Annotated in this window: 25 protein-coding genes; 12 read left to right on the plus strand and 13 right to left on the minus strand. The window is 68.9% G+C overall.

The features are described 5' to 3' along the window. The first annotated feature begins 29 nt into the window (after window positions 1-29). A complete protein-coding gene (mprF, locus tag BC358_RS14500; protein ID WP_143434315.1) occupies window positions 30-2,621 on the plus strand; it encodes a bifunctional lysylphosphatidylglycerol flippase/synthetase MprF in 2,592 nt (863 codons plus the stop codon). Then, window positions 2,618-4,003 carry a virulence factor family protein gene (locus tag BC358_RS14505; RefSeq protein WP_079366384.1) on the plus strand — a complete coding sequence of 462 codons (1,386 nt, stop codon included), beginning with the start codon at window positions 2,618-2,620 and terminating at the stop codon, window positions 4,001-4,003. The genes mprF and BC358_RS14505 overlap by 4 nt, the downstream gene beginning before the upstream one ends. Before the next feature lie 25 nt (window positions 4,004-4,028). Here BC358_RS14505 and BC358_RS14510 read toward each other — a convergent pair whose 3' ends face one another. The 6 genes from BC358_RS14510 to BC358_RS14535 are packed head-to-tail and all read right to left on the minus strand — an operon-like array spanning window position 4,029 to window position 7,669. Next, window positions 4,029-4,619, minus strand: a complete 591-nt coding sequence (locus BC358_RS14510; RefSeq protein ID WP_079366561.1) for an NADPH-dependent FMN reductase — start codon at window positions 4,617-4,619, stop codon at window positions 4,029-4,031. Window positions 4,620-4,665: 46 nt separating this feature from the next. Beyond that, window positions 4,666-5,313 carry a LysE family translocator gene (locus tag BC358_RS14515; protein ID WP_066152173.1) on the minus strand — a complete coding sequence of 216 codons (648 nt, stop codon included), beginning with the start codon at window positions 5,311-5,313 and terminating at the stop codon, window positions 4,666-4,668. Next, complete coding sequence (locus BC358_RS14520) at window positions 5,310-5,855, minus strand: DUF1772 domain-containing protein (protein ID WP_066152175.1); 546 nt, start codon at window positions 5,853-5,855, stop codon at window positions 5,310-5,312. Before BC358_RS14520 ends, BC358_RS14515 begins: the two co-directional genes overlap by 4 nt. Window positions 5,856-5,868: 13 nt before the next feature. Then, entirely contained in the window at window positions 5,869-6,771 is a 903-nt protein-coding gene (locus BC358_RS14525; RefSeq protein ID WP_079366385.1) for a DUF6544 family protein, read from the minus strand. 53 nt (window positions 6,772-6,824) lie between these two features. Then, window positions 6,825-7,403 (minus strand): Crp/Fnr family transcriptional regulator, encoded by a 579-nt coding sequence (locus BC358_RS14530; protein WP_133155448.1) that lies wholly within the window; start codon window positions 7,401-7,403, stop codon window positions 6,825-6,827. Then, entirely contained in the window at window positions 7,400-7,669 is a 270-nt protein-coding gene (locus BC358_RS14535) for a TfoX/Sxy family protein (protein WP_066152564.1), read from the minus strand. Before BC358_RS14535 ends, BC358_RS14530 begins: the two co-directional genes overlap by 4 nt. Window positions 7,670-7,806: 137 nt before the next feature. On the opposite strand from BC358_RS14535, the gene mnmG reads away from it, so the two are divergent. The 7 genes from mnmG (at window position 7,807) to sugE (ending at window position 14,392) form a co-directional block, all read left to right on the plus strand. After that, complete coding sequence (mnmG, locus tag BC358_RS14540) at window positions 7,807-9,804, plus strand: tRNA uridine-5-carboxymethylaminomethyl(34) synthesis enzyme MnmG (RefSeq protein ID WP_079366386.1); 1,998 nt, start codon at window positions 7,807-7,809, stop codon at window positions 9,802-9,804. After that, window positions 9,801-10,466: a 16S rRNA (guanine(527)-N(7))-methyltransferase RsmG gene (gene rsmG / locus BC358_RS14545; RefSeq protein WP_079366387.1), complete on the plus strand. Its 666-nt coding sequence runs from the start codon at window positions 9,801-9,803 to the stop codon at window positions 10,464-10,466. Before mnmG ends, rsmG begins: the two co-directional genes overlap by 4 nt. Before the next feature lie 477 nt (window positions 10,467-10,943). Further along, complete coding sequence (locus BC358_RS14550) at window positions 10,944-11,558, plus strand: LysE family transporter (RefSeq protein ID WP_079366388.1); 615 nt, start codon at window positions 10,944-10,946, stop codon at window positions 11,556-11,558. An 18-nt stretch (window positions 11,559-11,576) separates the two neighbouring features. Beyond that, window positions 11,577-12,347 carry a ParA family protein gene (locus BC358_RS14555; RefSeq protein WP_079366389.1) on the plus strand — a complete coding sequence of 257 codons (771 nt, stop codon included), beginning with the start codon at window positions 11,577-11,579 and terminating at the stop codon, window positions 12,345-12,347. A 29-nt stretch (window positions 12,348-12,376) separates the two neighbouring features. Beyond that, window positions 12,377-12,925: an alpha/beta hydrolase gene (locus BC358_RS14560; protein WP_079366390.1), complete on the plus strand. Its 549-nt coding sequence runs from the start codon at window positions 12,377-12,379 to the stop codon at window positions 12,923-12,925. Window position 12,926: 1 nt separating this feature from the next. Continuing rightward, window positions 12,927-13,847 (plus strand): ParB/RepB/Spo0J family partition protein, encoded by a 921-nt coding sequence (locus BC358_RS14565; RefSeq protein ID WP_079366391.1) that lies wholly within the window; start codon window positions 12,927-12,929, stop codon window positions 13,845-13,847. A 230-nt stretch (window positions 13,848-14,077) separates the two neighbouring features. Next, entirely contained in the window at window positions 14,078-14,392 is a 315-nt protein-coding gene (sugE, locus tag BC358_RS14570) for a quaternary ammonium compound efflux SMR transporter SugE (RefSeq protein ID WP_066152204.1), read from the plus strand. Between the two features lie 139 nt (window positions 14,393-14,531). Here the strand turns inward: sugE and BC358_RS22135 are convergent, their stop codons facing one another. From BC358_RS22135 to BC358_RS14590, 4 genes are all read right to left on the minus strand, one after another. Then, on the minus strand, window positions 14,532-15,374 hold the full coding sequence (locus BC358_RS22135; protein WP_066152209.1) for a hypothetical protein: 843 nt from the start codon (window positions 15,372-15,374) through the stop codon (window positions 14,532-14,534). Between the two features lie 68 nt (window positions 15,375-15,442). After that, the gene (locus BC358_RS14580) at window positions 15,443-16,021 is read right to left on the minus strand and encodes a tetratricopeptide repeat protein (RefSeq protein ID WP_066152566.1); all 579 of its coding nucleotides are present in this window, start codon (window positions 16,019-16,021) and stop codon (window positions 15,443-15,445) included. Window positions 16,022-16,141: 120 nt separating this feature from the next. After that, entirely contained in the window at window positions 16,142-17,566 is a 1,425-nt protein-coding gene (locus BC358_RS14585; protein ID WP_079366392.1) for an FAD-binding oxidoreductase, read from the minus strand. A gap of 107 nt (window positions 17,567-17,673) precedes the next feature. After that, on the minus strand, window positions 17,674-17,976 hold the full coding sequence (locus tag BC358_RS14590; protein WP_066152215.1) for an EF-hand domain-containing protein: 303 nt from the start codon (window positions 17,974-17,976) through the stop codon (window positions 17,674-17,676). Between the two features lie 213 nt (window positions 17,977-18,189). Here BC358_RS14590 and BC358_RS14595 point away from each other — a divergent pair, with 213 nt between their 5' ends. Beyond that, window positions 18,190-18,756 (plus strand): cob(I)yrinic acid a,c-diamide adenosyltransferase, encoded by a 567-nt coding sequence (locus BC358_RS14595; RefSeq protein WP_079366393.1) that lies wholly within the window; start codon window positions 18,190-18,192, stop codon window positions 18,754-18,756. Next, window positions 18,753-19,085 carry a hypothetical protein gene (locus tag BC358_RS14600; protein ID WP_066152221.1) on the plus strand — a complete coding sequence of 111 codons (333 nt, stop codon included), beginning with the start codon at window positions 18,753-18,755 and terminating at the stop codon, window positions 19,083-19,085. The genes BC358_RS14595 and BC358_RS14600 overlap by 4 nt, the downstream gene beginning before the upstream one ends. Before the next feature lie 18 nt (window positions 19,086-19,103). On the opposite strand, the gene BC358_RS14605 is transcribed toward BC358_RS14600, so the two are convergent. Further along, window positions 19,104-20,228 (minus strand): PilT/PilU family type 4a pilus ATPase, encoded by a 1,125-nt coding sequence (locus BC358_RS14605; protein WP_079366394.1) that lies wholly within the window; start codon window positions 20,226-20,228, stop codon window positions 19,104-19,106. 118 nt (window positions 20,229-20,346) lie between these two features. Between BC358_RS14605 and BC358_RS14610 the strand changes: the two genes are divergently transcribed. Further along, window positions 20,347-20,562 carry a DUF3079 domain-containing protein gene (locus tag BC358_RS14610; protein ID WP_079366563.1) on the plus strand — a complete coding sequence of 72 codons (216 nt, stop codon included), beginning with the start codon at window positions 20,347-20,349 and terminating at the stop codon, window positions 20,560-20,562. Here the strand turns inward: BC358_RS14610 and BC358_RS14615 are convergent. Together BC358_RS14615 and BC358_RS14620 are read right to left on the minus strand one after the other, a co-directional pair. Beyond that, window positions 20,534-20,959 (minus strand): hotdog fold thioesterase, encoded by a 426-nt coding sequence (locus tag BC358_RS14615; protein ID WP_066152227.1) that lies wholly within the window; start codon window positions 20,957-20,959, stop codon window positions 20,534-20,536. The two genes, BC358_RS14610 and BC358_RS14615, sit on opposite strands and share 29 nt — an antisense overlap. Window positions 20,960-20,962: 3 nt before the next feature. After that, window positions 20,963-22,252, minus strand: coding sequence for a solute carrier family 23 protein (locus BC358_RS14620; RefSeq protein ID WP_079366395.1), 1,290 nt, complete (start codon window positions 22,250-22,252; stop codon window positions 20,963-20,965). Window positions 22,253-22,304: the final 52 nt, after the last annotated feature.

Consider the following 22,304-nt stretch of genomic DNA (forward strand, 5'->3'; position numbering starts at 1 on the left):
CGGCTGGGCTCCCCGGTTTCAAGGTCTGCATGTCGTCCCCACGGTTCCTTTCCAAATGGTTGCTGTCAGCGCCCGAGCTGCTGACCGCGCGTCTGACGCGCTGGCGTTTCTGGCTCCGCCTGGGTGTGGGGCTGCTGCTGTTCGGTCTGGTGGCCGAGGCGGTGCTGCGCGTGCTGAACGGGTTCAGCTACGGCGCGGTGATGGCCGCCGCCAAGGACACCCCGGCGGGGGACCTGCTGGCGGCGGTGGCGGCCACGGCGCTGAGCTTCCTGGCGCTCACCCTCTACGACCGCTCGGCCCTTCAGTACGCCGGCGCGCGCCTGCCCTACCGCGTGGTGGCGCAGACCTCGTTCATTGCCTACGCGCTGTCCAACACGGTGGGGCTGGGCGTGTTCACCGGCGGTGCGGTGCGGCTGCGGCTGTACGGTGCGGCGGGGCTGGAGGCCGGGCAGATTTCGCGCGCCATCGCCTTCAACGCCCTGGGATTCACGGTGGGCATCGCGGTGGTCGGCGCGGCGGCGCTGGTCTGGGGCGCCGAGTCGGTGGCCTCGCTGCTGCGGGCTCCGCCCGAGCTGCTGCGCGCCGCCGGGGTGGCGTCGCTGCTGGTGACGGCGGCGGCGCTGGGCGCCTGCCGGCGCGGCGGTCGCTGGTCGTTCCGCGGCTGGACCTTCCGCCTGCCCAGCGCCTCGCTGGCCGGCCAGCAGCTGCTGATTTCCGCGCTGGACGTGGTGGCCGCCGCGGCCGTGCTGTGGGTGCTGCTGCCGGCGGGCTCGGTCGGCTTCCCGGCGTTCGTCGGTTTCTATTCGCTGGCCATCGCTGTCGGCGTGATCAGCCATGTGCCAGGTGGCCTGGGCGTGTTCGAGGCCGTGCTGCTGCTGGCGCTGGGCCAGCAGGTGCCGGCGGACCGGCTGGTGGGCGCGCTGGTGCTGTACCGGGTGATCTACCACCTGCTGCCACTGGCCCTGGCGCTGCTGCTGCTGGTGGGCTCGTCCTGGCGGCGTGGGGTGTCCACGCCGCTGGTGCGGGCAGCGTCCGCGCTCGCGCCGCTGCTGCTGTCGGCCTTCACCTTTGTCAGCGGCGTGGTGCTGCTGGTCTCGGGCGCCACGCCCGCCACCGAAGACGCCACCGCGCACCTGCGCCAGTTCATGCCGCTGCCCGCGGTGGAGGCGGCGCACTTCCTGGCCAGCGTGATCGGGCTGGCGCTGCTGTTCGTGGCGCGCGGCATGTTGCTGCGGCTGGACGTGGCCTGGTGGGCCGGGCTGGTGCTGGCGCTGGCGAGCCTGGTGCTGTGCCTGCCCAAGGGCATCGCGGTGTCCGAGGCGGTGCTGCTGGGCCTGCTGGCGCTGTCGCTGGCCCTGTCGCACCGCCACTTCAACCGGCGGGCAGCCCTGCTGTCGCTGGCCTTCTCGCGCGGCTGGCTGGCGGCGGTGCTGGCCGTGGTGGCGGCGGTGGCGGCGCTGCTGGTGTTCGTCTACCAGGACACCGCCTATGTGGACACGGTGTGGTGGCGTTTCGAGTTCGATGGCCATGCACCGCGCTCGCTGCGGGCCATGGTGGCCGTGGCTCTGCTGACGCTGTGCGTGGCGCTGGCGCATCTGCTGCACCGCGCGCCGCCGGCGCTGCCGCGGCCCGACCCGGCGCAGCTGGCCCGGGCGCAGGCGGTGGTGATCGCGCAGGAGAGCGCCGGCGCGGGCCTGGCGCTGATGGGCGACAAGTGCCTGATGTTCTCGGAGTCTGGCCGGGCCTTCCTGATGTTCGCGCGCAAGGGCCGCTCCTGGGTGGCGCTGTACGACCCGGTGGGACCGCGCGAAGAATGGCCGGAGCTGGTGTGGCGCTTCGTCGAGCTGGCGGGCGAGTCCGGCGGGCGGGCGGCCTTCTACCAGGTGCGGCCGCAGGCCCTGCCGGTGTATCTGGACGCTGGTCTGCGGGTCTACAAGCTGGGCGAGTGCGCGACGGTGGAGCTGGCCGGCTTCAGCCTGGAAGGCAAGCGGCGCGCCAACCTGCGCCACGGGGTGGCGCGGGCCCAGCGCGACGGCCTGGCCTTCGAGTGGCTGCCCGCAGGGGCGGCCCAGGCGGTGTTCGATGCGCTGCAGGCGGTGTCGGACGACTGGCTGGGCCGCCAGGACACGGCGGAAAAGGCGTTTTCGCTCGGCGCGTTCAGCCGCGAGTACGTGATGCGCCAGCCGGTGGCGCTGGTGCGGCACGAGGGGCGCATCGTGGCGTTTGCCACCATGCTGGTGACCGGGCTGTCCGCCGAGGCCGCCGTGGACCTGATGCGCCAGCGCGGCGACGCCCCCAAGACCACCATGGACTTCCTGTTCACGCAGATCATCCTGCACCTGCGCGAACAGGGCGTGGCGCGTTTCAACCTGGGCATGGTGCCGCTCTCGGGCATGGCCAGCCACCGGCTGGCGCCGCGCTGGCAGCGCCTGGGGCGGCTGCTGTTCAACCACGGCGAGAACTTCTACAACTTCCAGGGACTGCGTTCTTTCAAGGAAAAATTCGACCCCGTCTGGGAACCCCGCTACCTGGCAGCCCCGGGCGGCTTGTCCCCGTTGCTGGTGCTGTCGGACACCGCCGCGCTGATCGCGGGTGGCTGGCGGCGCGTGATCACCAAATGAAAACCCTGCTTCTTTCGCTCATGCTCGGCGCCGCCCTGGTGCCCGCCGCTGCCCAGGAATCCGTCTCGCACGGCCGCTTCAAGGACGTGCGGCTCTACCGCCCCAAGGGCGAGGTCAAGACCGTGGCCCTGCTGTTCTCGGGCGCCAACGGCTGGGGCACCGGCGGTCCCGGCGCGGCGGCCCAGGTGCTGCTGGACACCGGCGCGGTGGTGGCGGCGATCGACACGCCCTCGCTGCTGGCCAACTTCAACCAGGACGGCGGAACCTGCGTGCTGCCCGAGGGCGATGTGGAAAACCTCTCGCGCTTCCTGCAGGGCTATGCCCGGCTGCCGGCCTACTACCCGCCGCTGGCGGTGGGGGTGGGCTCTGGCGGTGCGCTGGCCTACGCCATGGCGGCGCAGGCGCCCGAGGGCACCTTCTCCGGCGCGGTGTCCATCGGCTTCTGCCCGAGCCTGCCGTTGGCCAAGCCGCTGTGCAAGGGTGAGGGCTCGGTGTTCCGGATTAACAAGGAAAAGTCAGCCCTCACTTTACTGCCGGACACGGCCATGCAGACCCCCTGGCTGGCGCTGCAGGGCGCACAGGACCGCAGCTGCCCGGTGGCGGCGACGCAGGCCTTCGTGTCCAAGGTGCCCAGCAGCCACTGGGTCGGCGTGCCGGGCGTGGGGGAGGACCTGCTGGGCACGGCGGCGGGTCTGTCGGCCTACGAGGTGTCGTACCGGCGCATGGCCACCGAGGTGTCGACCAGCCGGCTCAGCGCCGAGGCCGGTGCCGAGGTGGGCGACCTGCCGCTGGTGGAGGTGCCGTCCGGCGTGGCCTCGGACACGCTGGCGGTGCTGGTCTCGGGCGACGGCGGCTGGGCCGGGCTGGACAAGCGGGTGGCCGCGGTGATGGCCGCCAAGGGCGTGCCGGTGGTGGGCTGGGACTCGTTGCGCTATTTCTGGACGGCGCGCACGCCGCAGGGCTTTGCCGACGACCTCGCGCGCACCATCCGCGCCTACGCCCGGCAGTGGAAGCGCAACCGGGTGGTGCTGATCGGCTATTCGCAGGGCGCCGACGTGCTGCCGTTCGCCGTCAACCGGCTGCCGGCGGCGACGCGGGCCATGGTGTCGCAGACCGTGCTGCTGGGGCCGGGCGAGCGCGCGTCCTTCGAGTTCAAGCTGACCAACTGGGTCTCGCGCGACGCCAAGGGTGCACCGGTGGCGCCCGAGCTGGCCGGCTTCACGGCCGCCAGCGCCACCTGCATCTACGGCACCGACGACCGCGACACGATCTGCCCGAAGCTGCCGCCCGAGCAGATGACCACGGTGCCGCTCAAGGGCGACCACCACTTCGGCGGCAACTACGACGGGCTGGCCGAGCAGATCCTGCTGCGCAGCCGCTGACGCGCAAGCCGCTGCGGGGAGGGGCTCAGGTGCCGAAGCGCCGTGCGGCCCAGAGAACCTGCTCGACCACGCCGCGCACGTTCTCGCGCGCGGCCTCGGCCACCAGCTGGCCCTCGGGCGTGAAGGCCTCGCCGGCCTTGGACAGGGCGAACTGCTTCGGCGACACCCAGCACTGCAGGTTCATCAGCAGCGGCGCCAGGTGCGACAGGCTGCGCAGGCCGCCGAGCGCGCCGGGCGAGGCCGACAGCATGCCGACCACCTTGCCGGCGAATGGCTTGGTGCCGCTGGACCAGGTGGGGTCGCCCTTGATCGGGCTGGAGACCCAGTCGATGGTGTTCTTCATCAGGCCGGTGTAGCTGCCGTTGTATTCGGGCGAGACCACCACCCAGGCCGGGTGGGCGAAGAAGAGTTCCTTCAGGCGCACCACGTCTCGCGGCGTGCCCTTGGCTTCGAGGTCGGCGTTGTAGAGCGGCACGTCGAAGTCGGCCAGCTCGATGTGGGCCACAGCGGCACCGGCCTCCCGGCCGATGTCGGCCGCAACCTTGGCCAGTTTGCGGTTGAAGGACTGGGCGCGCGTGCTGCCCGCGAAGACGAGGAGGGGGGTGGGGGTGCTCATGGGCGGCATTGTGTCAGCCAGCCGGCGCAGGATTTTTGCGTGGGGGTTAGGGTGCGCCCCGCCGCCACAGCGCCATGCCGCCCGCCAGCACCAGCAGCGCCAGTCCGCTGGCGCGGTCGAGGTGGCGCAAGGCGCGCGGACTGCCGAAGCGCCGCGCTCCGCCCGCACCCGCCAGTGCAAAGGCCAGCAGCACCGCGCCATCGATGCCTGCGAACACGGCGGCCAGCAGGGCGTACTGCGGCAATTGCGGGGCGCCGGGGTCGATGAAGGACGGCAGCAGGGCTGAAAAGAACAGGTAGCCCTTGGGGTTGGTCACGGCGACGGTGAAGCTGCGGCGGAACACGGCGGCGGGGCGTTCGCGGTGCGCCGGTGGCGCCGCCGTGGCATGCGCCTGGCCCGAGGCCATGGGGGTGTCGGGCGACCGCAGCAGGCGCCAGCCCAGCCAGGCCAGGTAGGCCACGCCGGTCCAGCGCAGCAGCTCAAAGGCGGCGGCGGAGGTGGCGAGCAGGCTGCCCAGTCCGGCGGCCACGGCGGCGATGAGCACCGCGTCCGACAGCACCGCACCGCCCAAACCGGGCAGGGCCGCCCCCACCCCGTGGCGCGCGCCGTGGTTCAGCGCCAGCAGGGTGGTGGGGCCGGGTGTGGCCACCGTGACGAGGGCAAGAGTCGAAAACAGGAGCATGGAGTCGTTCATGGGCGTGGCTTCTCGGGGAGGGAAGGAGGCTGCAGGCGCAGCACCAAGGTGAACAGGCCGCCCACGAACAGCGCCAGGCTCAGGCCGCTGCGCCACAGGTTGGCCCGGTTCCAGGCGCCGCGCACGTCGGCCCAGTCGGTCGGCAGGGTGGCCGCGGTCCACGATTCGGTGAGGTGGTTGAGGGGCAGGTTGACCTCCCGTGTGAACAGCACGATGCCCAGTGCGTAGGACAGCACGGTCAGCGCCAGCAGCCGCCACCAGGCGGTGGGCCGTTCGGACCAGGCCAGGGCGAGCGACAGCAGACCCAGCGGCACCGGACCGAAGAAGCAGACGAAGAACCCGGCGTGCCGCACGTTCCGGTTGAACGCCGACTGCACCTGTGCATAGGTCGGGCCGTCGAGTTCGAGCGTGGCGAGGTTGACGTTGGCGCTGTAGGTGGCGAAGAAGCCGGCCATCAGGCCCAGCAGCAGCACGGCCAGCAGCTGGGCGACGAGCGAAAGGGCGGTCGGCGGCGATGGCCTCGGGTGGGCGGTTGGGTGCATGGTGGGCGGCGGGTCAGGGCTGGGAGAGCAGCTGCCATTGGGTGATCCGGCCGTCCCAGAACGGGAGAATCTGGCCCCGGGCGGCGCGCGAGATGACGAAGCGGGTGGGGATGCGAACCTCGCCGATGAGCTGGTAGTCGCTGCGGCGGACGTGTTCGCCCGAGCCGTGATAGGGCGTGCCGAGGTCGCCGTCCTCCTCTGCGGCCATCGAGGCGATGCCGCCGTCTGGGCCAAAGCGCACGCGCATGCCCACGGTCTGGCCCCGGTGGCTGATCACGGCCCGCGCACTGTCTGTGTCCACGGGCTCCCAGCGGATCGCCCCGCCGGGCAGCAGGGCCTGCGGGTAGGTCGGGCTTTCGAGCAACCAGCGGCGCAGGGAGATGCGGTCGAGCTGGGGCGAGCCGGTTTCATCGACCACGGTGAGCGCCGAGAGGATGCGGGCCTTCATTTCCATGCGGCCGTCGACGTAAGCGTCCCAGGCGCGGGCCCAGACGCCGGGGGCCATCGGCGTGCGGGCGTCGAACATCAGGGCCGGTACCCGGACGCCGGCGGTCTGGTGGGCGCTGGTCGGGTGGAAGCTCTCCTGGCCGGGGCGGCGGAACTGTCCCTCCATGGTGAGTTGCACGGCGTGTCCAGGCACCGGTCCACCGGGAAAGGCGAACCGGAGATAGCGTTGCACCGGTGCCGGGAGGTCGCCCAGTGCCTCGGGCCAGGGGGCCGACCGTGCCTCGCCCGTTGGCGTGGCGATCTGTGCGGCGGCCAGCACGCGCAGGTGGTGTTGCTGGATCTGCTCTTCGGTGCGCCAGTGCGCAAGTCCCAGCGCGGCGATGGTGCCCACGCTCAGCAGGACCGCGGCAATGAGCAGCCGCCGTGGCCAGAGACGGGCCGGGGAGAGGGGGTTCAGGGACGGCGGCATGGTGTGCTCCTTGGGGGGAGCCACCACTGTGAGCCTGTCGGCGCGGTGCCGCCTTAACCCGGGTTCAGCCGCCGCCGGATGCGCGACAGCGCCACATCGGTGATGCCCAGCCAGGAGGCGAGCTGGCGCAATGGGATGCGGGCGAGCCAGTCCGGGTGTTCGGCCCGCAGGGCCAGGTAGCGTTCGGTGGCGCTGAGTTGGAGGAAGGCGTGTTCGCGCGCCATCTTGTCCTGCAGAAGGGAGGCGAGTACGCGGTGCTCCAGTGCCCGCCAGGGGGCGAAGGCCTCGGTGCTGCGGGCCCAGGCGGCCCAGGGCAGCGGCCAGACCCGGGCCGGTTCCAGCGCCTCGACCCAGAAGTGCACCGGCTGTTCGCGCAGCGCCGGGGTGATCGGCCAGACCAGGGCACCGTCCAGATAGAAGTTCTTGTTGGCGGCCTGGCCGTCGCGGTCGAGGTAATACAGGCGCAAGGCCCCGCGCTCCAGCCACCAGAGGTGTTGCCAGTGCCCGCCTTCGTGCAGCAGGTCCTGGCCCCTGGACAGGTTCAGGGGCTGTGCGTCCCGGCACAAGTTGGCGGCGGAAGGGGGTAGGGCGCCCAGCGTGTGCGTGAGGTGGTCCAGGAGGGCGTGGTTCATGGCCGCATCGCTTCCTGTGCGGCGTCCAGTTCGAGCAGCAGGCGGGTGCGCTCCGCCCGTGCAACCTTGCGCCAGTCCTGCCCGGTCAGCGCACCCTCCATCGCCCAGAGCAGGTTGAGGCTGGCGTTCTGTCCGGCGGCCTTGACCCGCAGGTAGGCGCGCACCGAGCCCAGCGCCTCCAGGTCGGCGCGGCCATGGATGCCGGCGGCGGCGAGCATGTCCATCGACTTGGGGCCGAGGCCGGGGAGATCGTGGGGTGTGGGCATGGCTGCGCGGAAAAAGGCTTGATGGGACAATACCGGGTTTCCGAGCGGCCAGGGCAGGCCGCCGAAGCGTGTTTCACGTGAAACATCGCCAGGAACCATCGGCCGGACTGGGCCGCTCCCTTACGCGCTCTATATATATGTTGTACCCCCAGGAATTCGATGTGATCGTCGTTGGCGGTGGCCATGCCGGCACCGAGGCCGCGCTCGCGGCCGCGCGCATGGGCTGCGCCACGCTGCTGCTCAGCCACAACATCGAGACGCTGGGCCAGATGAGCTGCAACCCCAGCATCGGCGGCATCGGCAAGGGCCACCTGGTCAAGGAGGTGGACGCGCTGGGCGGGGCGATGGCGCTGGCCACGGACGAGGGCGGCATCCAGTTCCGCATCCTCAACAGCAGCAAGGGTCCGGCCGTGCGCGCCACCCGTGCCCAGGCCGACCGCATTCTTTACAAGGCGGCCATCCGCCGCATGCTGGAGAACCAGCCCAACCTCTGGCTGTTCCAGCAGGCGGTGGACGACCTGATGGTGGAGGGCGATCGTGTGGTCGGCGCTGTGACGCAGGTCGGCATCCGCTTCCGCAGCCGCACGGTGGTGCTGACCGCGGGCACCTTCCTGGACGGCAAGATCCACGTCGGCCTGAACAACTACGCGGCCGGCCGGGCGGGCGATCCGCCCGCCGTGTCGCTGAGCGCGCGGCTCAAGGAGCTGAACCTGCCGCAGGGCCGCCTGAAAACCGGCACACCGCCGCGCATCGACGGTCGGACCATCGACTGGTCCAAGTGCACCGAGCAGCCCGGCGACGGCGTGCCCGGCGGCATGAATCCGGATCTGCCGGTGCCGGTGTTCAGCTTCATGGGTTCGACGGCCATGCACCCGCGCCAGATTCCCTGCTGGATCACGCACACCAACGCCCGCACGCACGAGATCATCCGCTCCGGTTTCGACCGCAGCCCCATGTTCACCGGCAAGATCGAGGGCGTGGGCCCACGCTATTGCCCCAGCGTGGAAGACAAGATCAACCGCTTCGCCGACAAGGACAGCCACCAGATCTTCCTGGAGCCCGAGGGCCTGACCACGCACGAGGTCTACCCCAACGGCATCAGCACCAGCCTGCCGTTCGACATCCAGTACGCGCTGGTGCGCAGCATGCCGGGGCTGGAAAACGCCCACATCCTGCGCCCGGGCTACGCCATCGAGTACGACTACTTCGATCCGCGCTCGCTCAAGAACAGCTTCGAGACCAAGCAGATCCAGGGCCTGTTCTTCGCCGGCCAGATCAACGGCACCACCGGCTACGAAGAGGCCGCGGCCCAGGGCCTGTTCGCCGGGCTGAACGCCGCGCTGCAGTGCCAGGGCAAGGACGCCTGGCTGCCGCGCCGCGACGAGGCCTACCTCGGCGTGCTGGTGGACGACCTGGTGACCCAGGGCGTGACCGAGCCCTACCGCATGTTCACCAGCCGGGCCGAGTTCCGTCTGCAGCTGCGCGAGGACAACGCCGACATGCGCCTGACCGAAATCGGGCGACAGTTGGGCCTGGTTCAGGATGCCCGCTGGGACGCGTTCAGCCGCAAGCGCGACGCGGTTTCACGTGAAACAGAGCGCCTGAAATCCACCTGGGTAAATCCGCGCATCCTCGAAGCCGCCGAGTCCGAGCGGGTGCTGGGCAAGGCCATCGAGCGCGAATACAACCTGTTCGATCTGCTGCGCCGGCCGGGTGTGGGCTATGCCGAGCTGATGGGCATGGGCGAAGGCCGCTGGGCGCCAGCGGCCAAGCCGGACGACACCGATGCCCGCCCGGTGGTTTCACGTGAAACACTGGGCGAGCTGCACGACGCGGTGGTGGAGCAGGTGGAGATCGCCGCCAAGTACTCGGGCTACATCGACCGGCAGAAGGACGAGGTCGAGCGTGCCGCGCACTACGAACACCTGAAGCTGCCCCCGGATCTGGACTACGCACAGGTCACGGCGCTGTCGTTCGAGGCGCGGCAGAAACTGGCCAAGCACCGGCCGGAGACGCTGGGCCAGGCCTCGCGCATCTCGGGCATCACGCCGGCCAGCATCTCGCTGCTGATGATCCACCTGAAAAAAGGCGGCTTCAAGGGTTTCGCCCGCACCACGGAAGAGCAGGGCGCATGAGCGCGGCTGCTTTGAAACCGGCGCTCGAAGCCGGATTGCGCGAGCTCGGCCTGACCCTGAGCGACGCCCAGGTGGACCAGCTGCTGGCCTACCAGGACCTGATCGCCAAGTGGAACAAGGTCTACAACCTGACAGCGGTGCGCGACCCGCAGGAGATGCTGACGCACCACCTGCTGGACAGTCTGGCCGCCGTCGCGCCGCTGCTGCGGCAGACGGGCGGTGAGTCTGTGAAGTTGCTGGATGTGGGGTCGGGTGGTGGGCTGCCGGGCGTGGTGATCGCCATCACCTGCCCGCAGATCCAGGTGCACTGTGTGGACACGGTGCTCAAGAAGGCAACCTTCATCCAGCAGGTGGCGGCGTCGCTCAAGCTGCCGAACCTGCGTGGCATTCATGCGCGGGTGGAGTCGCTGAAGGCGGAGGAGGGTGGTGGCTACGACGTGGTCTGCTCGCGTGCGTTTGCCTCGCTGGTGGATTTCACGACCTGGTCGCGTTCGGCGCTGAAGCCGGGGGCGGTGTGGATGGCGATGAAGGGCAGGCACCCGGCGGACGAGTTGTCAGCCTTGCCTGCGGATGTGTCGGTGTTTCACGTGGAACAGTTGAAGGTGCCAGGTCTGGATGCGGAGCGGTGCATCGTTTGGCTTCGGCCTGCTGCTTTGGCTTGAGTGCTGTTCCTCGTGGAGACCTCGCGCCAGGCCATTGGCGACATGCGCGTTCTCCGGCCCACCTCGCGGGCGAACATCCGGGTCCGCTGAACCCCTCTCGTCAACCCTGGGCCTGTTCGCCGCCGCGTGGGCAACCGCGAATGGGGCCTGCGCCCGCGCACATCGCCAACGGTCTGTGAGAGGTGATGTGGGCGCACCACCGATGGCTCGCCCTGTTTCGCTGGAGGGGCTGTGGCGTGTGGATGGGCGGCGGGACGATTCGCGGTTGCCAATGAGGAGGCGAACCAGCACGGCGTTGACGAGGCTACGCAAGCGTTCAGACCCGCCAGACCGCGAGCTGGACCAGAGCTCGGCCACGCGACGCAGCCCCCTCAGAACAACGGTTGAGCGAAACAAGCGGCACTCAAACCACAAAGCCAGCCGAAAGAAAACACCCCTCACGTAAACTCGACCGCTCCACCCCAGAGAAAGCCCCACATGTTCGGCATCGCTGACTACGGCGCCTTCGTCGCCGCCATCGTCCTGTTCCTCGCCATTCCCGGCCCGGGCAACCTCGCGCTCATCACCTCCACCGGCAAAGGCGGTATCCGGGGCGGGATGGCGGCCACCTTCGGCGTCATCGCGGGCGACCAGGTGCTCATGTGGATGGCGGTTGCGGGCGTGGCCGCGCTGCTCGCCGCCTACCCGGCCGCCTTCAGCTTCGTGCAATGGGCCGGCGCCGCCTACCTCGCCTGGCTGGGCTGGAAGATGCTCACCGCCAAACCCGGCGACGCGCCCGTGCTCAACATCCGCCCCAGCCAGTTCTTCCAGCAGGCCGTCACCATCACCCTGCTCAACCCCAAGGCCATCGTCTTCTACATGGCCTTCTTCCCGCTCTTCGTCGACCCAGCGCGCCACCAGGGCCTGATCACCTTCGGCGCCATGGCCGCGACTATCGCCGTCCTGACCTTCCTCTACGGCCTGACGGTTGTGCTGCTGACCCACTTCCTGGCCGAGCGCATGCGCGCCAACCCGCGCATCACCCAGACGCTGAACAAGCTCGCCGGCGTCTTCCTCATCGGTTTCGGCGTCAAGCTGGCCATCTCCAAATAAGCACCGAGGTCCGAACAGATGGCGAAGATCTTTTGCGTGGCCAACCAGAAGGGCGGGGTCGGCAAGACCACCACCACCGTCAACCTCGCGGCTGGTCTGGCCAAGGTAGGGCAGCGCGTGCTGATGGTCGACCTCGATCCGCAGGGCAACGCCACCATGGGTTCGGGCGTGGACAAGCGCAGCATGGCGCTGTCGGTCTATGACGTGCTGCTGGAGTCGGCCTCGGTGGCGGAGGCGGCCATCCATTCCGAAAAATGCGGCTACCACGTGCTGGGCGCCAACCGCGAACTGGCCGGTGCCGAGGTCGAACTGGTCGAACTGGAGCGCCGCGACCAGCGCCTGAAGGCCGCGCTGGCCGCGGTGGATGCCGACTACGACTTCGTGCTCATCGACTGCCCGCCGTCGCTGTCCATGCTCACGCTCAACGGCCTGTGCTCGGCGCACGGCGTCATCGTGCCCATGCAGTGCGAGTACTTCGCGCTCGAAGGCCTGACCGATCTGGTCAACACCATCAAGCAGGTCCACGCCAACCTCAACCCCGACCTGCAGATCATCGGCCTGCTGCGCGTCATGTACGACCCGCGCATCACGCTGCAGCAGCAGGTGAGCGACCAGCTCAAGGCCCACTTCGGCGACAAGGTGTTCGACACCGTGATCCCGCGCAACGTGCGCCTGGCCGAGGCGCCCAGCTACGGCCTGCCCGGCGTGGTGTTCGACCCGTCGGCCCGCGGCAGCCAGGCCTTCATCACCTTTGCCAACGAGATGGTCGAGCGCATCCGCAAGATGTGATGTGAGCGCCGGCTTTCGCTGAACCCCATATGAAACAAGAGAATGTCCTGATCCTGCCCGGTTGGCAGAACAGCGGCCCCGAACACTGGCAGAGCCGCTGGGAGGCCCTGCACGGCTACCGCCGCGTGGACCAGCACGACTGGATGACGCCCAGACGCGGCGACTGGATCGCCCGGCTGGAGGACGTGGTCCTGGGTTGTGACGGCCCGGTGCTGCTGGTCGCGCACAGCTTGGGCTGCATCCTCACGGCCGCCTGGGCGGAAGTTTCGCGCAGCAGCGACCGCGTGCAAGGTGCGCTGCTGGTCGCGCCCGGCGACCCGGAGCGCGACGAGCTGCGTCCCCTGCTGCCCAGCTGGGCGCCCATCGTGCGCCAGCGCCTGCCGTTCCCCAGCATCCTGGTCGGCAGCCGCGACGACCCCTATTGCAGCTTCAACAAGGCGCAGTCCCTGGCCGGGAGCTGGGGCTCGCGTTTCATCGACTACGGCGAGTGCGGCCACATCAACGCGGAGTCCGGGTTGGGAGACTGGCCGGAGGGGCGTGAGCTGCTGAGCGAACTGACAGAAAAGAAAGACAACTGAGATGGTCACCAAAAAACCCAAGGGCCTCGGCCGCGGACTCGAAGCCCTGCTCGGACCCAAGGTCGCCGACGCGCCCGCTGCGGCCCCCGCCGCTGAAGGCACGCCCAGCCGCCTGGCGCTGGACCAGCTGGTCGCCGGCGTCTACCAGCCGCGCACGCGCATGGACGAGGGCGCGCTCTACGAGCTGGCCGAGTCGATCAAGGCGCAGGGCATCATGCAGCCCATCCTGGTGCGCCGGCTGGCCGACGGTCCGAACGCCGGCAAGTACGAAATCATCGCGGGCGAGCGGCGTTTCCGTGCCTCGAAGCTGGCGGGCCTGAGCGAGGTGCCGGTGCTGGTGCGCGACGTGCCCAACGAGGCGGCGGCCGCGATGGCGCTGATCGAAAACATCCAGCGCGAAGACCTGAACCCGCTGGAAGAAGCCCAGGGCCTGCAGCGGCTGGTCAAGGAGTTCGGCCTGACGCACGAGCAGGCCGCGCAGGCCGTGGGCCGCTCCCGCTCGGCCGCGTCCAACCTGCTGCGCCTGCTGCAGCTGGCCGAGCCGGTGCAGACCATGCTGATGGCGGGCGACATCGACATGGGCCACGCGCGCGCGCTGCTGTCGCTGGAGAAGGCGGCGCAGATCACGGCGGGCAACCAGATCGCGGCCAAGAAGCTGTCGGTGCGCGAGGCCGAGAACCTGGTCAAGAAGATCGGCGCCGAGTTCAACCTGGTGCCGCAGCAGCCCAAGAAGGAAAAGTCGCGCGACATCCGCCGGGTCGAGGAAGAGCTGTCCGACCTGCTGACCGCCGAGGTCGAGGTGCGCATCAAGAAGCGCGTCAAGCGCCACGGCCGCGTCGAGGAGATGGGCGAACTGGCGATCCAGTTCGGCTCGCTGGACGAGCTCAACGGTCTGATCGACAGGCTGCGCAACGAGCGCTGACTCCGGCAGGTTTCGTTTTTGTGGCGTCCTTACCACCCATGGAACATGAGGCTCCTGGGGCTGGAAAACGCCGCATTCAGGGCATGTGGCTACACTCGTGACCCTCGATTCAGAGGCATGCCGCGAGACCACACGCCTTGTGGCCCGCCGCTGGCGAGGACGACCTCGTCGGCGTTTCTCTCCCACGGGACGACCCGCAGTCTGGTACGCCTGTACCAGGGAGCCGCTCCATGACCTGGTTCTTTCTGGTTGTTGCCGGCCTTTTTGAAATTGGCTGGGCAATTGGATTGAAGTACACCGAAGGATTCACGCGATTCTGGCCAACGGCAGGAACGATCGGCGCGATGGTTGTCAGCGTCGCATTGCTCGGCCTTGCGATGCGCACCCTGCCTGTCGGCACCGCCTATGCGGTGTGGACGGGCATCGGGGCCGTGGGCACGGTCGTTTTGGGAATGCTCCTCTTCAACGAACCAGCCACCTTCGGCAGGCTGGCATGCGTGGGCCTCATCCTCGCGGGCATCGTGGGGCTGAAGCTGACGACGTAGAGCGTCGTGCACCGAGAGGCCACGGCTGCGACGGGCCTTCCCCCCTGGAAAAAGAAACGCCCCAGTCGTTGACTGGGGCGGACCTGTCGGCTCTCACCGGAGAGCCTCTATCTGGTTGCGTCGCGCGGAGGAGGGGAGATCAGTTCCCCACCTTCAGCTGGCCGCCCTTGCCCAGACCGCCCTTGACTTCCTGTGCCTTGTAGTTGCGCAGGGCGATGACCATCTGGTTGTAGGAGTCGGTGAACGCGGCCACCGTGGCCTTGCCGGCCGGCGAGCGCGAGAAGCCGCCGAGCGAACCGGCCGCGCTGGGGCCGAACGCGCTCAGGGCCGCGCCGTAGTTGGTGGCGGTGGCGTTGCCTTCGGAGATCGCGATCTGCACGCCCGAGCGGATGTCGAACATGGTCAGCGTCACGACCGAGGCCTTGCTTTCCAGACCACCGGCGATGGCGGCCAGGTTGCGGTTGCGGCCACCCAGCAGGCCACCCAGCGCGCCGACCACCTGGCCGGTCGACTCGTTGTCGATGATGATCGCGGGTTCGAGGTAGTAGTCGGCCGCGACGCGCTGGCCCTTCTGCTGCTGCGAACCGGCGCGGAACTCACCCGAGTTGCGCTGCTTGTCGGTGATGGCGGAGATCTTGCTCTCGGTCTTGTTGTTGCCGATCGAGGTGATCACGAAGCAGTTGGACTGGGCCACAGCCAGGCGGATCAGCGGCTCGATGGTGGTGACCTGGGTGGCGGCACCGAAGCTGCCCCACCATTCTTTGCCGCGGCCGTCGTCGACCGCCAGGGTGCCCAGCGGCGAAGCGCAGCGCTCCAGCGATTCGTTGGCGCCGACGCTGGTGCCGCCGGCGGCGGCGCCGGTGGCGGCGGTCGGGCTGGAGCCGGTGGTCACGCGGCCGCCGCCCGCGCCGCCGCAGGCGGTGAGCGTCAGGCCCAGGGCCAGGGCGATCGCAACGCGGGAGGGGGTGGTGTTCAGTTTCATGGATACCTTCCTGGTGTCAGTCAAAAAACATGGCTGGCCGCTTTGGATGAGCCGGCCCGCCGGGGGGGTCAATAGTAGTGCCAGCGGCCGTCGCGCCAGTAGGTGCGGTAGGCGTAGCCGCTGTACCAGCCCGCCACCCAGCCGTTCTTGCGCACGGTTTCACGCCATTCGTAGTCTGTCTGCGCCTGCTCCTTGGCCTTGCGCGCCTGGGTGAGCAGCTTCTTGGCTTCCTTGTCGCCCTTGTCGGCGGCCATCATCAGCCAGCGCTCGGCTTCAACGGGATCGGAGCCCATTTCTTCCAGGCCGAACAGGTAGAAGCGGCCCAGGGCCTGGGCGGCCTTGAAGTCGCCGCGCTCGCCGGCGTCGCGCATCCACTTGATGGCCAGGTAGCTGTCCTTCTTCACGCCATCGCCGCGGAAGAAGCGCAGACCCAGGTCGTAGGCCGCGCGGGGGTCCTTGGCGGCCATGGCCTCCAGCGCCAGCAGCTTGGGGTTCTGGGCCGGGTCGGGCTGGGCGGCCAGCTCGGCTTCGAAGGTCGCGGTGTTGCGCGGCCGGTCGGAGCAGCCGCTGGCGTCGCAGATGCGGATGGTGTCCTGGGCGAAGGCCGCCGAAGACACCAGCAGCAGGGAAAGGCAGAGTTGTTTCATGGGACCGCCTGCAGGGGTGTGACAGAAGAAAAAAGTGTACAGCGCCATTTTCTTGCTGCACAGCGGTCCGACCCTCGGGCTCCGGACCGCTGGCTCCCCTGCGTGGAGGAGGTGCCGGGCTCAGAGCGCGAAGATCTTGCCCGGGTTGAGGATGTTGTCCGGGTCCAGCGCGCGCTTGAGCGTGCGCATCATGGTGATGGCGCCGTCGCCGGCCTCGCGGCGCAGGAAGTCCATCTTGTGCAGGCCCACGCCGTGTTCGCCGGTGCAGGTGCCTTCCAGGTCGAGCGCGCGCGCCACCAGTTTCTGGTTCAGCGCCTCGGCGGTGTGGTGCTCCTCGGGCTTGGCCGGGTCGATCAGGTAGCCGAAGTGGAAGTTGCCGTCGCCCACGTGGCCGACCAGGAAGTAGGGGATGCCGCTGGCGTCGGCCTCGGCCACCGAGTCGAGCAGGCAGTCGGCCAGGCGGCTGATCGGCACGCAGGTGTCGGTGCTGATGGCGCGGCAGCCGGGCCTGCTCTGGATGGCGGCGAAGTAGGCGTTGTGCCGCGCGGTCCACAGGCGGGTGCGCTCCTCGGGCGTGGTCGCCCATTCGAAGGCGTTGCCGCCGAACTCGCCGGCGATCTCCTGCACCGTCTCGGCCTGCTCCTTCACGCTCGCGGGCGAGCCGTGGAATTCCATCAGCAGCATGTGTTCTTCGCGCAGGCCCAGCTTGCTGTGCGCGTTCACCATGCGCACGGTGTTGGCGTCGATGAGTTCGCAGCGCGCGATCGGCACGCCCAGCTGGATCACCTGGATCACGGTGCGCACCGCGGCCTCAATGGTGGGGAAGGAGCAGGTCGCGGCGGAGATGGCCTCGGGCAGCGGGTAGAGCTTGAGCGTGATTTCGGTGATCACGCCCAGCGTGCCTTCGCTGCCCACCATCAGGCGCGTGAGGTCGTAGCCGGCGGAGGACTTCTTGGCGCGCGTGCCGGTGCGGATGATCTCGCCCTGCGCGGTCACCACTTCCAGCGCCAGCACGTTCTCGCGCATGGTGCCGTAGCGCACGGCATTCGTGCCGCTGGCGCGGGTGGCGGTCATGCCGCCGATCGAGGCGTCCGCGCCCGGGTCGATGGGGAAGAACAGGCCTTCGCTTTTCACCGCGTTGTTCACGCCCATGCGGGTGATGCCGGGTTGCACGGTGACGGTGAGGTCTTCGGCGTTGATGGACAGCACCTGGTCCATGCGGCTGACGTCGATGCTGATGCCGCCCTGCACGGCCAGCAGGTGGCCTTCGAGCGAGGAACCGACGCCAAAGGGAATGACCGGCACCTTGTATTGCGCGGCCAGTTTCACCGCGTCGGCCACGTCCTGCGTGGACTCGGCGAACACCACGGCCGAGGGCGGCGGCACTTCGAAGATCGACTCGTCGCGGCCGTGCTGCTCGCGCACCGCCTGGGCGGTGGAGCAGCGGGCGCCAAAGCGCGACTGCAGGGCCTGGATGAGTGCGGGGGGCACCTCGCGCAGCGAAAGCTCGGGCGCGAGGTGGGAGGCGGTGGTGGGGGCGTTCATGGCGGTCTCCTGGTCGGTGCGGGCCTGTCGCGCCCGTGATCAGCCGGCAGTGTAGACCGGGCGTCCCGCCGCGAACAGCGCGCACGGGACTGCCCCCACCCGGTACATCACATCTTCATGGCCTTGCCGAATTCGGCCGCGCTGATCGTGCCGTCCTTGTCGGCGTCGGCGCTGTCGAACTTGGCGGCCAGGGCCGGCAGGGTGGTGGCTTCGTCTTTGCTGAGCTTGCCGTCGGCGTTCTTGTCGGCCTTGGTGAAGGCGGCCGTGATCTCGGTGTCGGTGGCCGCGGGCTTGGCCGGGGCGGCGGTGCTCTGCGCGTAGGCGCTGCCGGCCACCCCCAGGGTGACGCCGGCGATCAGCAGCAGGCTGCGGGCTTCGAACGAGGTGAGACGGACAAATCGTCGGGACATGGGTCGCTCCTTGAATGTTGAAGGGACGCCCATTGCACCGTCGATGACCCCACGGGGCCAGTGTTTTTGCCGCCTGTTTCCGCACGCATGCTCTGCTTGCCTCAGACACATTTGTGAGCCTTCGCTTACAGCACCATGCCCCCGTCGCCGGCTTTCACGGACAATGGTCCGGTGCGGCGCGCAACAGGTGCGCCGCGGCAGCAGGAGACCTCCATGGGCAACCGCCTATCCCAAATTGCAACCCGCACCGGCGACGCCGGCACCACCGGTCTGGGCGACAACGCCCGCGTGTCCAAGAACAGCCTGCGCGTGCACGCGATGGGCGACGTGGACGAACTCAACTCCCACATCGGCCTGCTGCTGTGCGAAGACATGCCGGCCGATGTGCGCACGCTGCTGGTCGAGATCCAGCACCAGCTGTTCAACCTTGGTGGTGAGCTGTCCATCCCCGGCTACGAGCTGCTCAAGCCCGAGGCCGTGCTGGCGCTGGACGAGGCCCTGGCCACTTATAACGAACAGCTGCCGCGCCTGCAGGAGTTCATCCTGCCCGCCGGCAACCGCGCCGCCAGCCAGGCCCATGTGTGCCGCACCGTGGCGCGCCGCGCCGAGCGTCACTTGGTGGCCCTGGGCAACGAAGAGGCCATCAAGGAGGCGCCGCGCCAGTACCTCAACCGCCTGTCCGACCTGATGTTCGTGCTCGCGCGTGTGCTCAACCGCATGAACGGCGGCGACGACGTGTACTGGAAAAGCGAGCGGCTGCAGCAGGGCGGCCAGGAGTGAAACCGCTGCTGCTCATGGCACTGGCGCTGGTGCTCGCGGCGCCCGGGGTGGTCGCGGCCGCCGCCAGCCGCGTCGGCCTGGTCTGCGAGGCGGTCTACGCGCCGGCGCGGGAGATCTGGGTGCGCCGGGTCGAGATCAGCTACGACGACCAGCGTGTGAGTGCGGTCGGCATCGACGGCGTGCCGGTGCACAGCTTTGCGGTCAATGGCACGGTCATCCTCACCGCGCTGGACAACGAGCGCATCCAGATCGACGTGGCGCGGCTGTCCTGGCAGAGCGACTTCCGCGGCCTGGCCCAGTCGCAAGGCCGCTGCGAACGGGCGGTGTGAACCGCCGCCGGCCGGCGGTCAGGTATCGATGTGCAACCCGGCCGTGTCGGTCCGCTGGCCGCTGTTCAGCCGGATGCGCAGCGAGAGGTCGGTGCGCGAGTCGGCGTGCTCCACCGCCTGCTCGGCCGTGAGTTCGCCCTGGGTGTACAGGTCGTAGAGCGACTGGTCGAAGGTGCGCATGCCCTGCTCGTTGCTCTTGGCCATCACATCCTTGATGTCGTCCACCTGCCCCTTCTGGATCAGGTCGGAGATATAAGGCGACAGCAGCATCACTTCCACCGCGGGCACCAGCTTGCCCTGCACGCCGCGGATCAGGCGCTGGCCCACCACGCCCTTGAGGTTGAGCGACAGGTCCATCAGCACCTGCCGGTGGGCCGCCTCGGGGAAGAAGTTGAGGATGCGCTGGATCGCCTGGTTGGCGTTGTTGGCGTGCAGCGTGGACAGGCACAGGTGACCGGTCTCGGCGTAGGCCAGCGCGTGCTGCATGGTGTTGAGGTCGCGGATCTCGCCGATCATGATCACGTCCGGCGCCTCGCGCATGGCGTGCCGCAGGGCCTCGTCGAAGGACTTGGTGTCCAGACCGACTTCGCGCTGGTCGACGATGGACTTGCCATGGCTGTGCTCGAACTCCATCGGGTCTTCGACGGTCAGGATGTGGCCGGCCGCATTCTGGTTGCGGTGGTCGATCAGCGACGCCAGCGTGGTCGACTTGCCCGATCCTGCGGCACCCACGATCAGCACCAGCCCGCGCTTGAGCATGGACAGGCGGCTGATCGACGCCGGCAGTTTGAGTGTCTCCAGCGAGGGAATGCGGGCGTTGACGTGCCGCACCACCACGGCCACCTCGCCGCGCTGGCGGAACACATTGATCCGGAAGCGGCCCAGGCCGTTGATGGCGACGGCCAGATCGCATTCCAGCGTGGCCTCGAACTCGCGGATCTGCGACTCGCGCATCGCGGAGTACGCCAGCCGCTTGATGCGCTCCGGGTTCAGGGGGGCTTCCTGCAGGCGCCGCATGACGCCATGCACCTTGAGGGCGGGCGGGGTGCCGGCCGAGAGAAACAGGTCGGACGCCCCGTGCGAGACCATGGCCGACAGGTAGTGGCTGAGGTCGTCTTCGGGCGAAGGGAAGATGGGGTCCATGGTCAGGAAAAGGACGGCTTTTTATCCATATCGGCCGCCGGTGCCCTGTCTTGACCACTTCTGATCTGTGTCAGTTCCCTTCCGGCCGGACCGGGGCACACTGGTGCGCATCCACACCATGAGCAAGCGTTTTCCCGCCAACCCGCCCCATCCCGAGCGCAACTGCTGGGGCTGCGACCGCTATTGCGCGGCGAACAGCATGCTGTGTGGCAACGGCTCGGAGCGCACCCAGCACCCGGCCGAGCTGTTCGGGCCGGACTGGGCGGCGTGGGAGGCGCCCACCGAGGCGGAGGCCGGAGCCCCGCTCAGCGGGGTTGAAGAATCGCCATCGTGATGCGCGAGACGCAGGTCAGTTCGCCGGCGTCGTTCTTCAGCTCGATCTGCCAGACCTGGGTCGTGCGGCCGATGTGCACCGGCCGCGCGGTGCCCGTCACCCAGCCGCTGGTGGCGCCCTTGAGGTGGTTGGCGTTGATGTCCAGGCCCACCGCGCGGTAGCCCTCCGGCACGCTGAACGCGGCGCCGCAGGAACCCAGCGTTTCCGCCAGCACCACGCTGACGCCGCCGTGGAACAGGCCGTAGGGCTGGATGGTCCGTCGGTCGACCGGCAGGCGGGCGGTGATGAAATCGTCACCCACCTCCAGGAACTCCATGCCCAGATGCTCGTTGGCCGTGCCGCGGCTGACGGCGGTGAGGATCTCGCAGGAGATGGGTTGCTTCCACACGCGCGCCATGGTTCAGGCCTTCTTTCGTCCGATCAGCGCCCACAGCAGGATGGCGCCGAAGGTGGCGGTACCGATGCCGCCCAGTGCGAAGCCGCCGAACTTCAGCGTGTAGTCGCCCGTGCCCAGCACCAGGGTGATGGCCGCGACCAGCAGGTTGCGGTTGTCCGAGAAGTCGACCTTGTTGTCGACCCAGATCTTGGCGCCGGCGATCGCGATCAGGCCGAACACCACGATGGACACGCCGCCCATCACGGCCAGCGGAATCGCCTGGATCAGGGCGCCGAACTTGGGACTGAAACCGAGCAGGATGGCCATCAGGCCGGCCACCAGGAACACGGCAGTGGAGTAGATCTTGGTCGCGGCCATGACGCCGATGTTCTCGGCATACGTGGTCACACCGGTGCCGCCGGCGCTGCCGGCCACCATGGTGGCGACGCCGTCGCCGATGAAGGCGCGGCCCATGTACTGGTCCAGGTTCTTGCCGGTCATGGCGGTCACGGCCTTGATGTGGCCCAGGTTCTCGGCCACCAGGATGATGGCCACCGGCGCGATCAGCAGCATGGCGTTGGCGCTGAACACCGGCGCGCTGAAGTTGGGCATGCCGAACCAGGCGGCGCTGGCGATGCCGCTCAGATCGAGCGGCTTGCCCAGGCCCAGGCCGTTGGTGAGCACGGCGTAGACGACGCTGGCGACGATCAGGCCGACCAGGATCAGCAGGCGCTGCACCATGCCGCTGCTGAACACGGCCACCAGGGCGACGCAGACGAAGGTGATGCCCTGCATCCACTTGTCGAAGTCGGTCGGCGCCATGTTCTTGATCGGGATGCCGGCCAGGTTCAGGCCGATCACCGCCACCACCGCGCCGGTCACCACCGGCGGCATGAAGCGCTCGATCCAGCCGGTGCCGATGGCCTGCACCACCACGCCGATCAGGGTGTAGAGCAGGCCGCAGGCGATGATGCCGCCCAGCGCCACGCCGATGTTGGCGTTGGGGCCGGAGCCGGCGTAGCCGGTGGCGGCGATGACCACGCCGATGAAGGCGAAGCTCGAACCGAGGTAGCTGGGCACCTTGCCGCCGGTGACGAGGAAGAAGATCAGGGTGCCGATGCCGCTCATCAGGATGGCGACGTTCGGGTCGAAGCCCATGAGGATGGGGGCGAGCACCGTGGCGCCGAACATGGCGATCAGGTGCTGCACGCCCATCACGCCCGTCTGCGGCCAGGGCAGGCGTTCATCGGGGCCGATGACGCCGCCGTTGGCGAGGGTGGTGGGGGATTTTTCGGTCCAGCTGAGCAGGCCCATGGTTTCTCCTTCTCGTGTTGTGATGGGCCGGGATTCTGCGCGCAAATCGGCC

It is taken from the genome of Hydrogenophaga sp. H7 (genome assembly GCF_002025745.1).
Classification (GTDB): Bacteria; Pseudomonadota; Gammaproteobacteria; order Burkholderiales; family Burkholderiaceae_C; genus Hydrogenophaga; species Hydrogenophaga pseudoflava.

Bases quoted from the DNA above. Each gene is read 5' to 3' on its own strand.
- BC358_RS14515 (WP_066152173.1), bottom strand. From the start codon at position 5,313: ATGAACGACTCCATGCTCCTGTTTTCGACTCTTGCCCTCGTCACGGTG.
- BC358_RS14510 (WP_079366561.1), bottom strand. From the start codon at position 4,619: ATGAGCACCCCCACCCCCCTCCTCGTCTTCGCGGGCAGCACGCGCGCC.
- BC358_RS14590 (WP_066152215.1), bottom strand. From the start codon at position 17,976: ATGTCCCGACGATTTGTCCGTCTCACCTCGTTCGAAGCCCGCAGCCTG.
- rsmG (WP_079366387.1), top strand. From the start codon at position 9,801: ATGAGCGCGGCTGCTTTGAAACCGGCGCTCGAAGCCGGATTGCGCGAG.
- mprF (WP_143434315.1), top strand. From the start codon at position 30: ATGTCGTCCCCACGGTTCCTTTCCAAATGGTTGCTGTCAGCGCCCGAG.
- BC358_RS14605 (WP_079366394.1), bottom strand. From the start codon at position 20,228: ATGGACCCCATCTTCCCTTCGCCCGAAGACGACCTCAGCCACTACCTG.
- BC358_RS14505 (WP_079366384.1), top strand. From the start codon at position 2,618: ATGAAAACCCTGCTTCTTTCGCTCATGCTCGGCGCCGCCCTGGTGCCC.
- BC358_RS14595 (WP_079366393.1), top strand. From the start codon at position 18,190: ATGGGCAACCGCCTATCCCAAATTGCAACCCGCACCGGCGACGCCGGC.
- BC358_RS14620 (WP_079366395.1), bottom strand. From the start codon at position 22,252: ATGGGCCTGCTCAGCTGGACCGAAAAATCCCCCACCACCCTCGCCAAC.
- BC358_RS14610 (WP_079366563.1), top strand. From the start codon at position 20,347: ATGAGCAAGCGTTTTCCCGCCAACCCGCCCCATCCCGAGCGCAACTGC.
- sugE (WP_066152204.1), top strand. From the start codon at position 14,078: ATGACCTGGTTCTTTCTGGTTGTTGCCGGCCTTTTTGAAATTGGCTGG.
- BC358_RS14565 (WP_079366391.1), top strand. From the start codon at position 12,927: ATGGTCACCAAAAAACCCAAGGGCCTCGGCCGCGGACTCGAAGCCCTG.
- BC358_RS14525 (WP_079366385.1), bottom strand. From the start codon at position 6,771: ATGCCGCCGTCCCTGAACCCCCTCTCCCCGGCCCGTCTCTGGCCACGG.
- BC358_RS14530 (WP_133155448.1), bottom strand. From the start codon at position 7,403: ATGAACCACGCCCTCCTGGACCACCTCACGCACACGCTGGGCGCCCTA.
- BC358_RS14550 (WP_079366388.1), top strand. From the start codon at position 10,944: ATGTTCGGCATCGCTGACTACGGCGCCTTCGTCGCCGCCATCGTCCTG.
- BC358_RS14520 (WP_066152175.1), bottom strand. From the start codon at position 5,855: ATGCACCCAACCGCCCACCCGAGGCCATCGCCGCCGACCGCCCTTTCG.
- BC358_RS14615 (WP_066152227.1), bottom strand. From the start codon at position 20,959: ATGGCGCGCGTGTGGAAGCAACCCATCTCCTGCGAGATCCTCACCGCC.
- BC358_RS14555 (WP_079366389.1), top strand. From the start codon at position 11,577: ATGGCGAAGATCTTTTGCGTGGCCAACCAGAAGGGCGGGGTCGGCAAG.
- BC358_RS14580 (WP_066152566.1), bottom strand. From the start codon at position 16,021: ATGAAACAACTCTGCCTTTCCCTGCTGCTGGTGTCTTCGGCGGCCTTC.
- mnmG (WP_079366386.1), top strand. From the start codon at position 7,807: ATGTTGTACCCCCAGGAATTCGATGTGATCGTCGTTGGCGGTGGCCAT.
- BC358_RS22135 (WP_066152209.1), bottom strand. From the start codon at position 15,374: ATGAAACTGAACACCACCCCCTCCCGCGTTGCGATCGCCCTGGCCCTG.
- BC358_RS14560 (WP_079366390.1), top strand. From the start codon at position 12,377: ATGAAACAAGAGAATGTCCTGATCCTGCCCGGTTGGCAGAACAGCGGC.
- BC358_RS14585 (WP_079366392.1), bottom strand. From the start codon at position 17,566: ATGAACGCCCCCACCACCGCCTCCCACCTCGCGCCCGAGCTTTCGCTG.
- BC358_RS14535 (WP_066152564.1), bottom strand. From the start codon at position 7,669: ATGCCCACACCCCACGATCTCCCCGGCCTCGGCCCCAAGTCGATGGAC.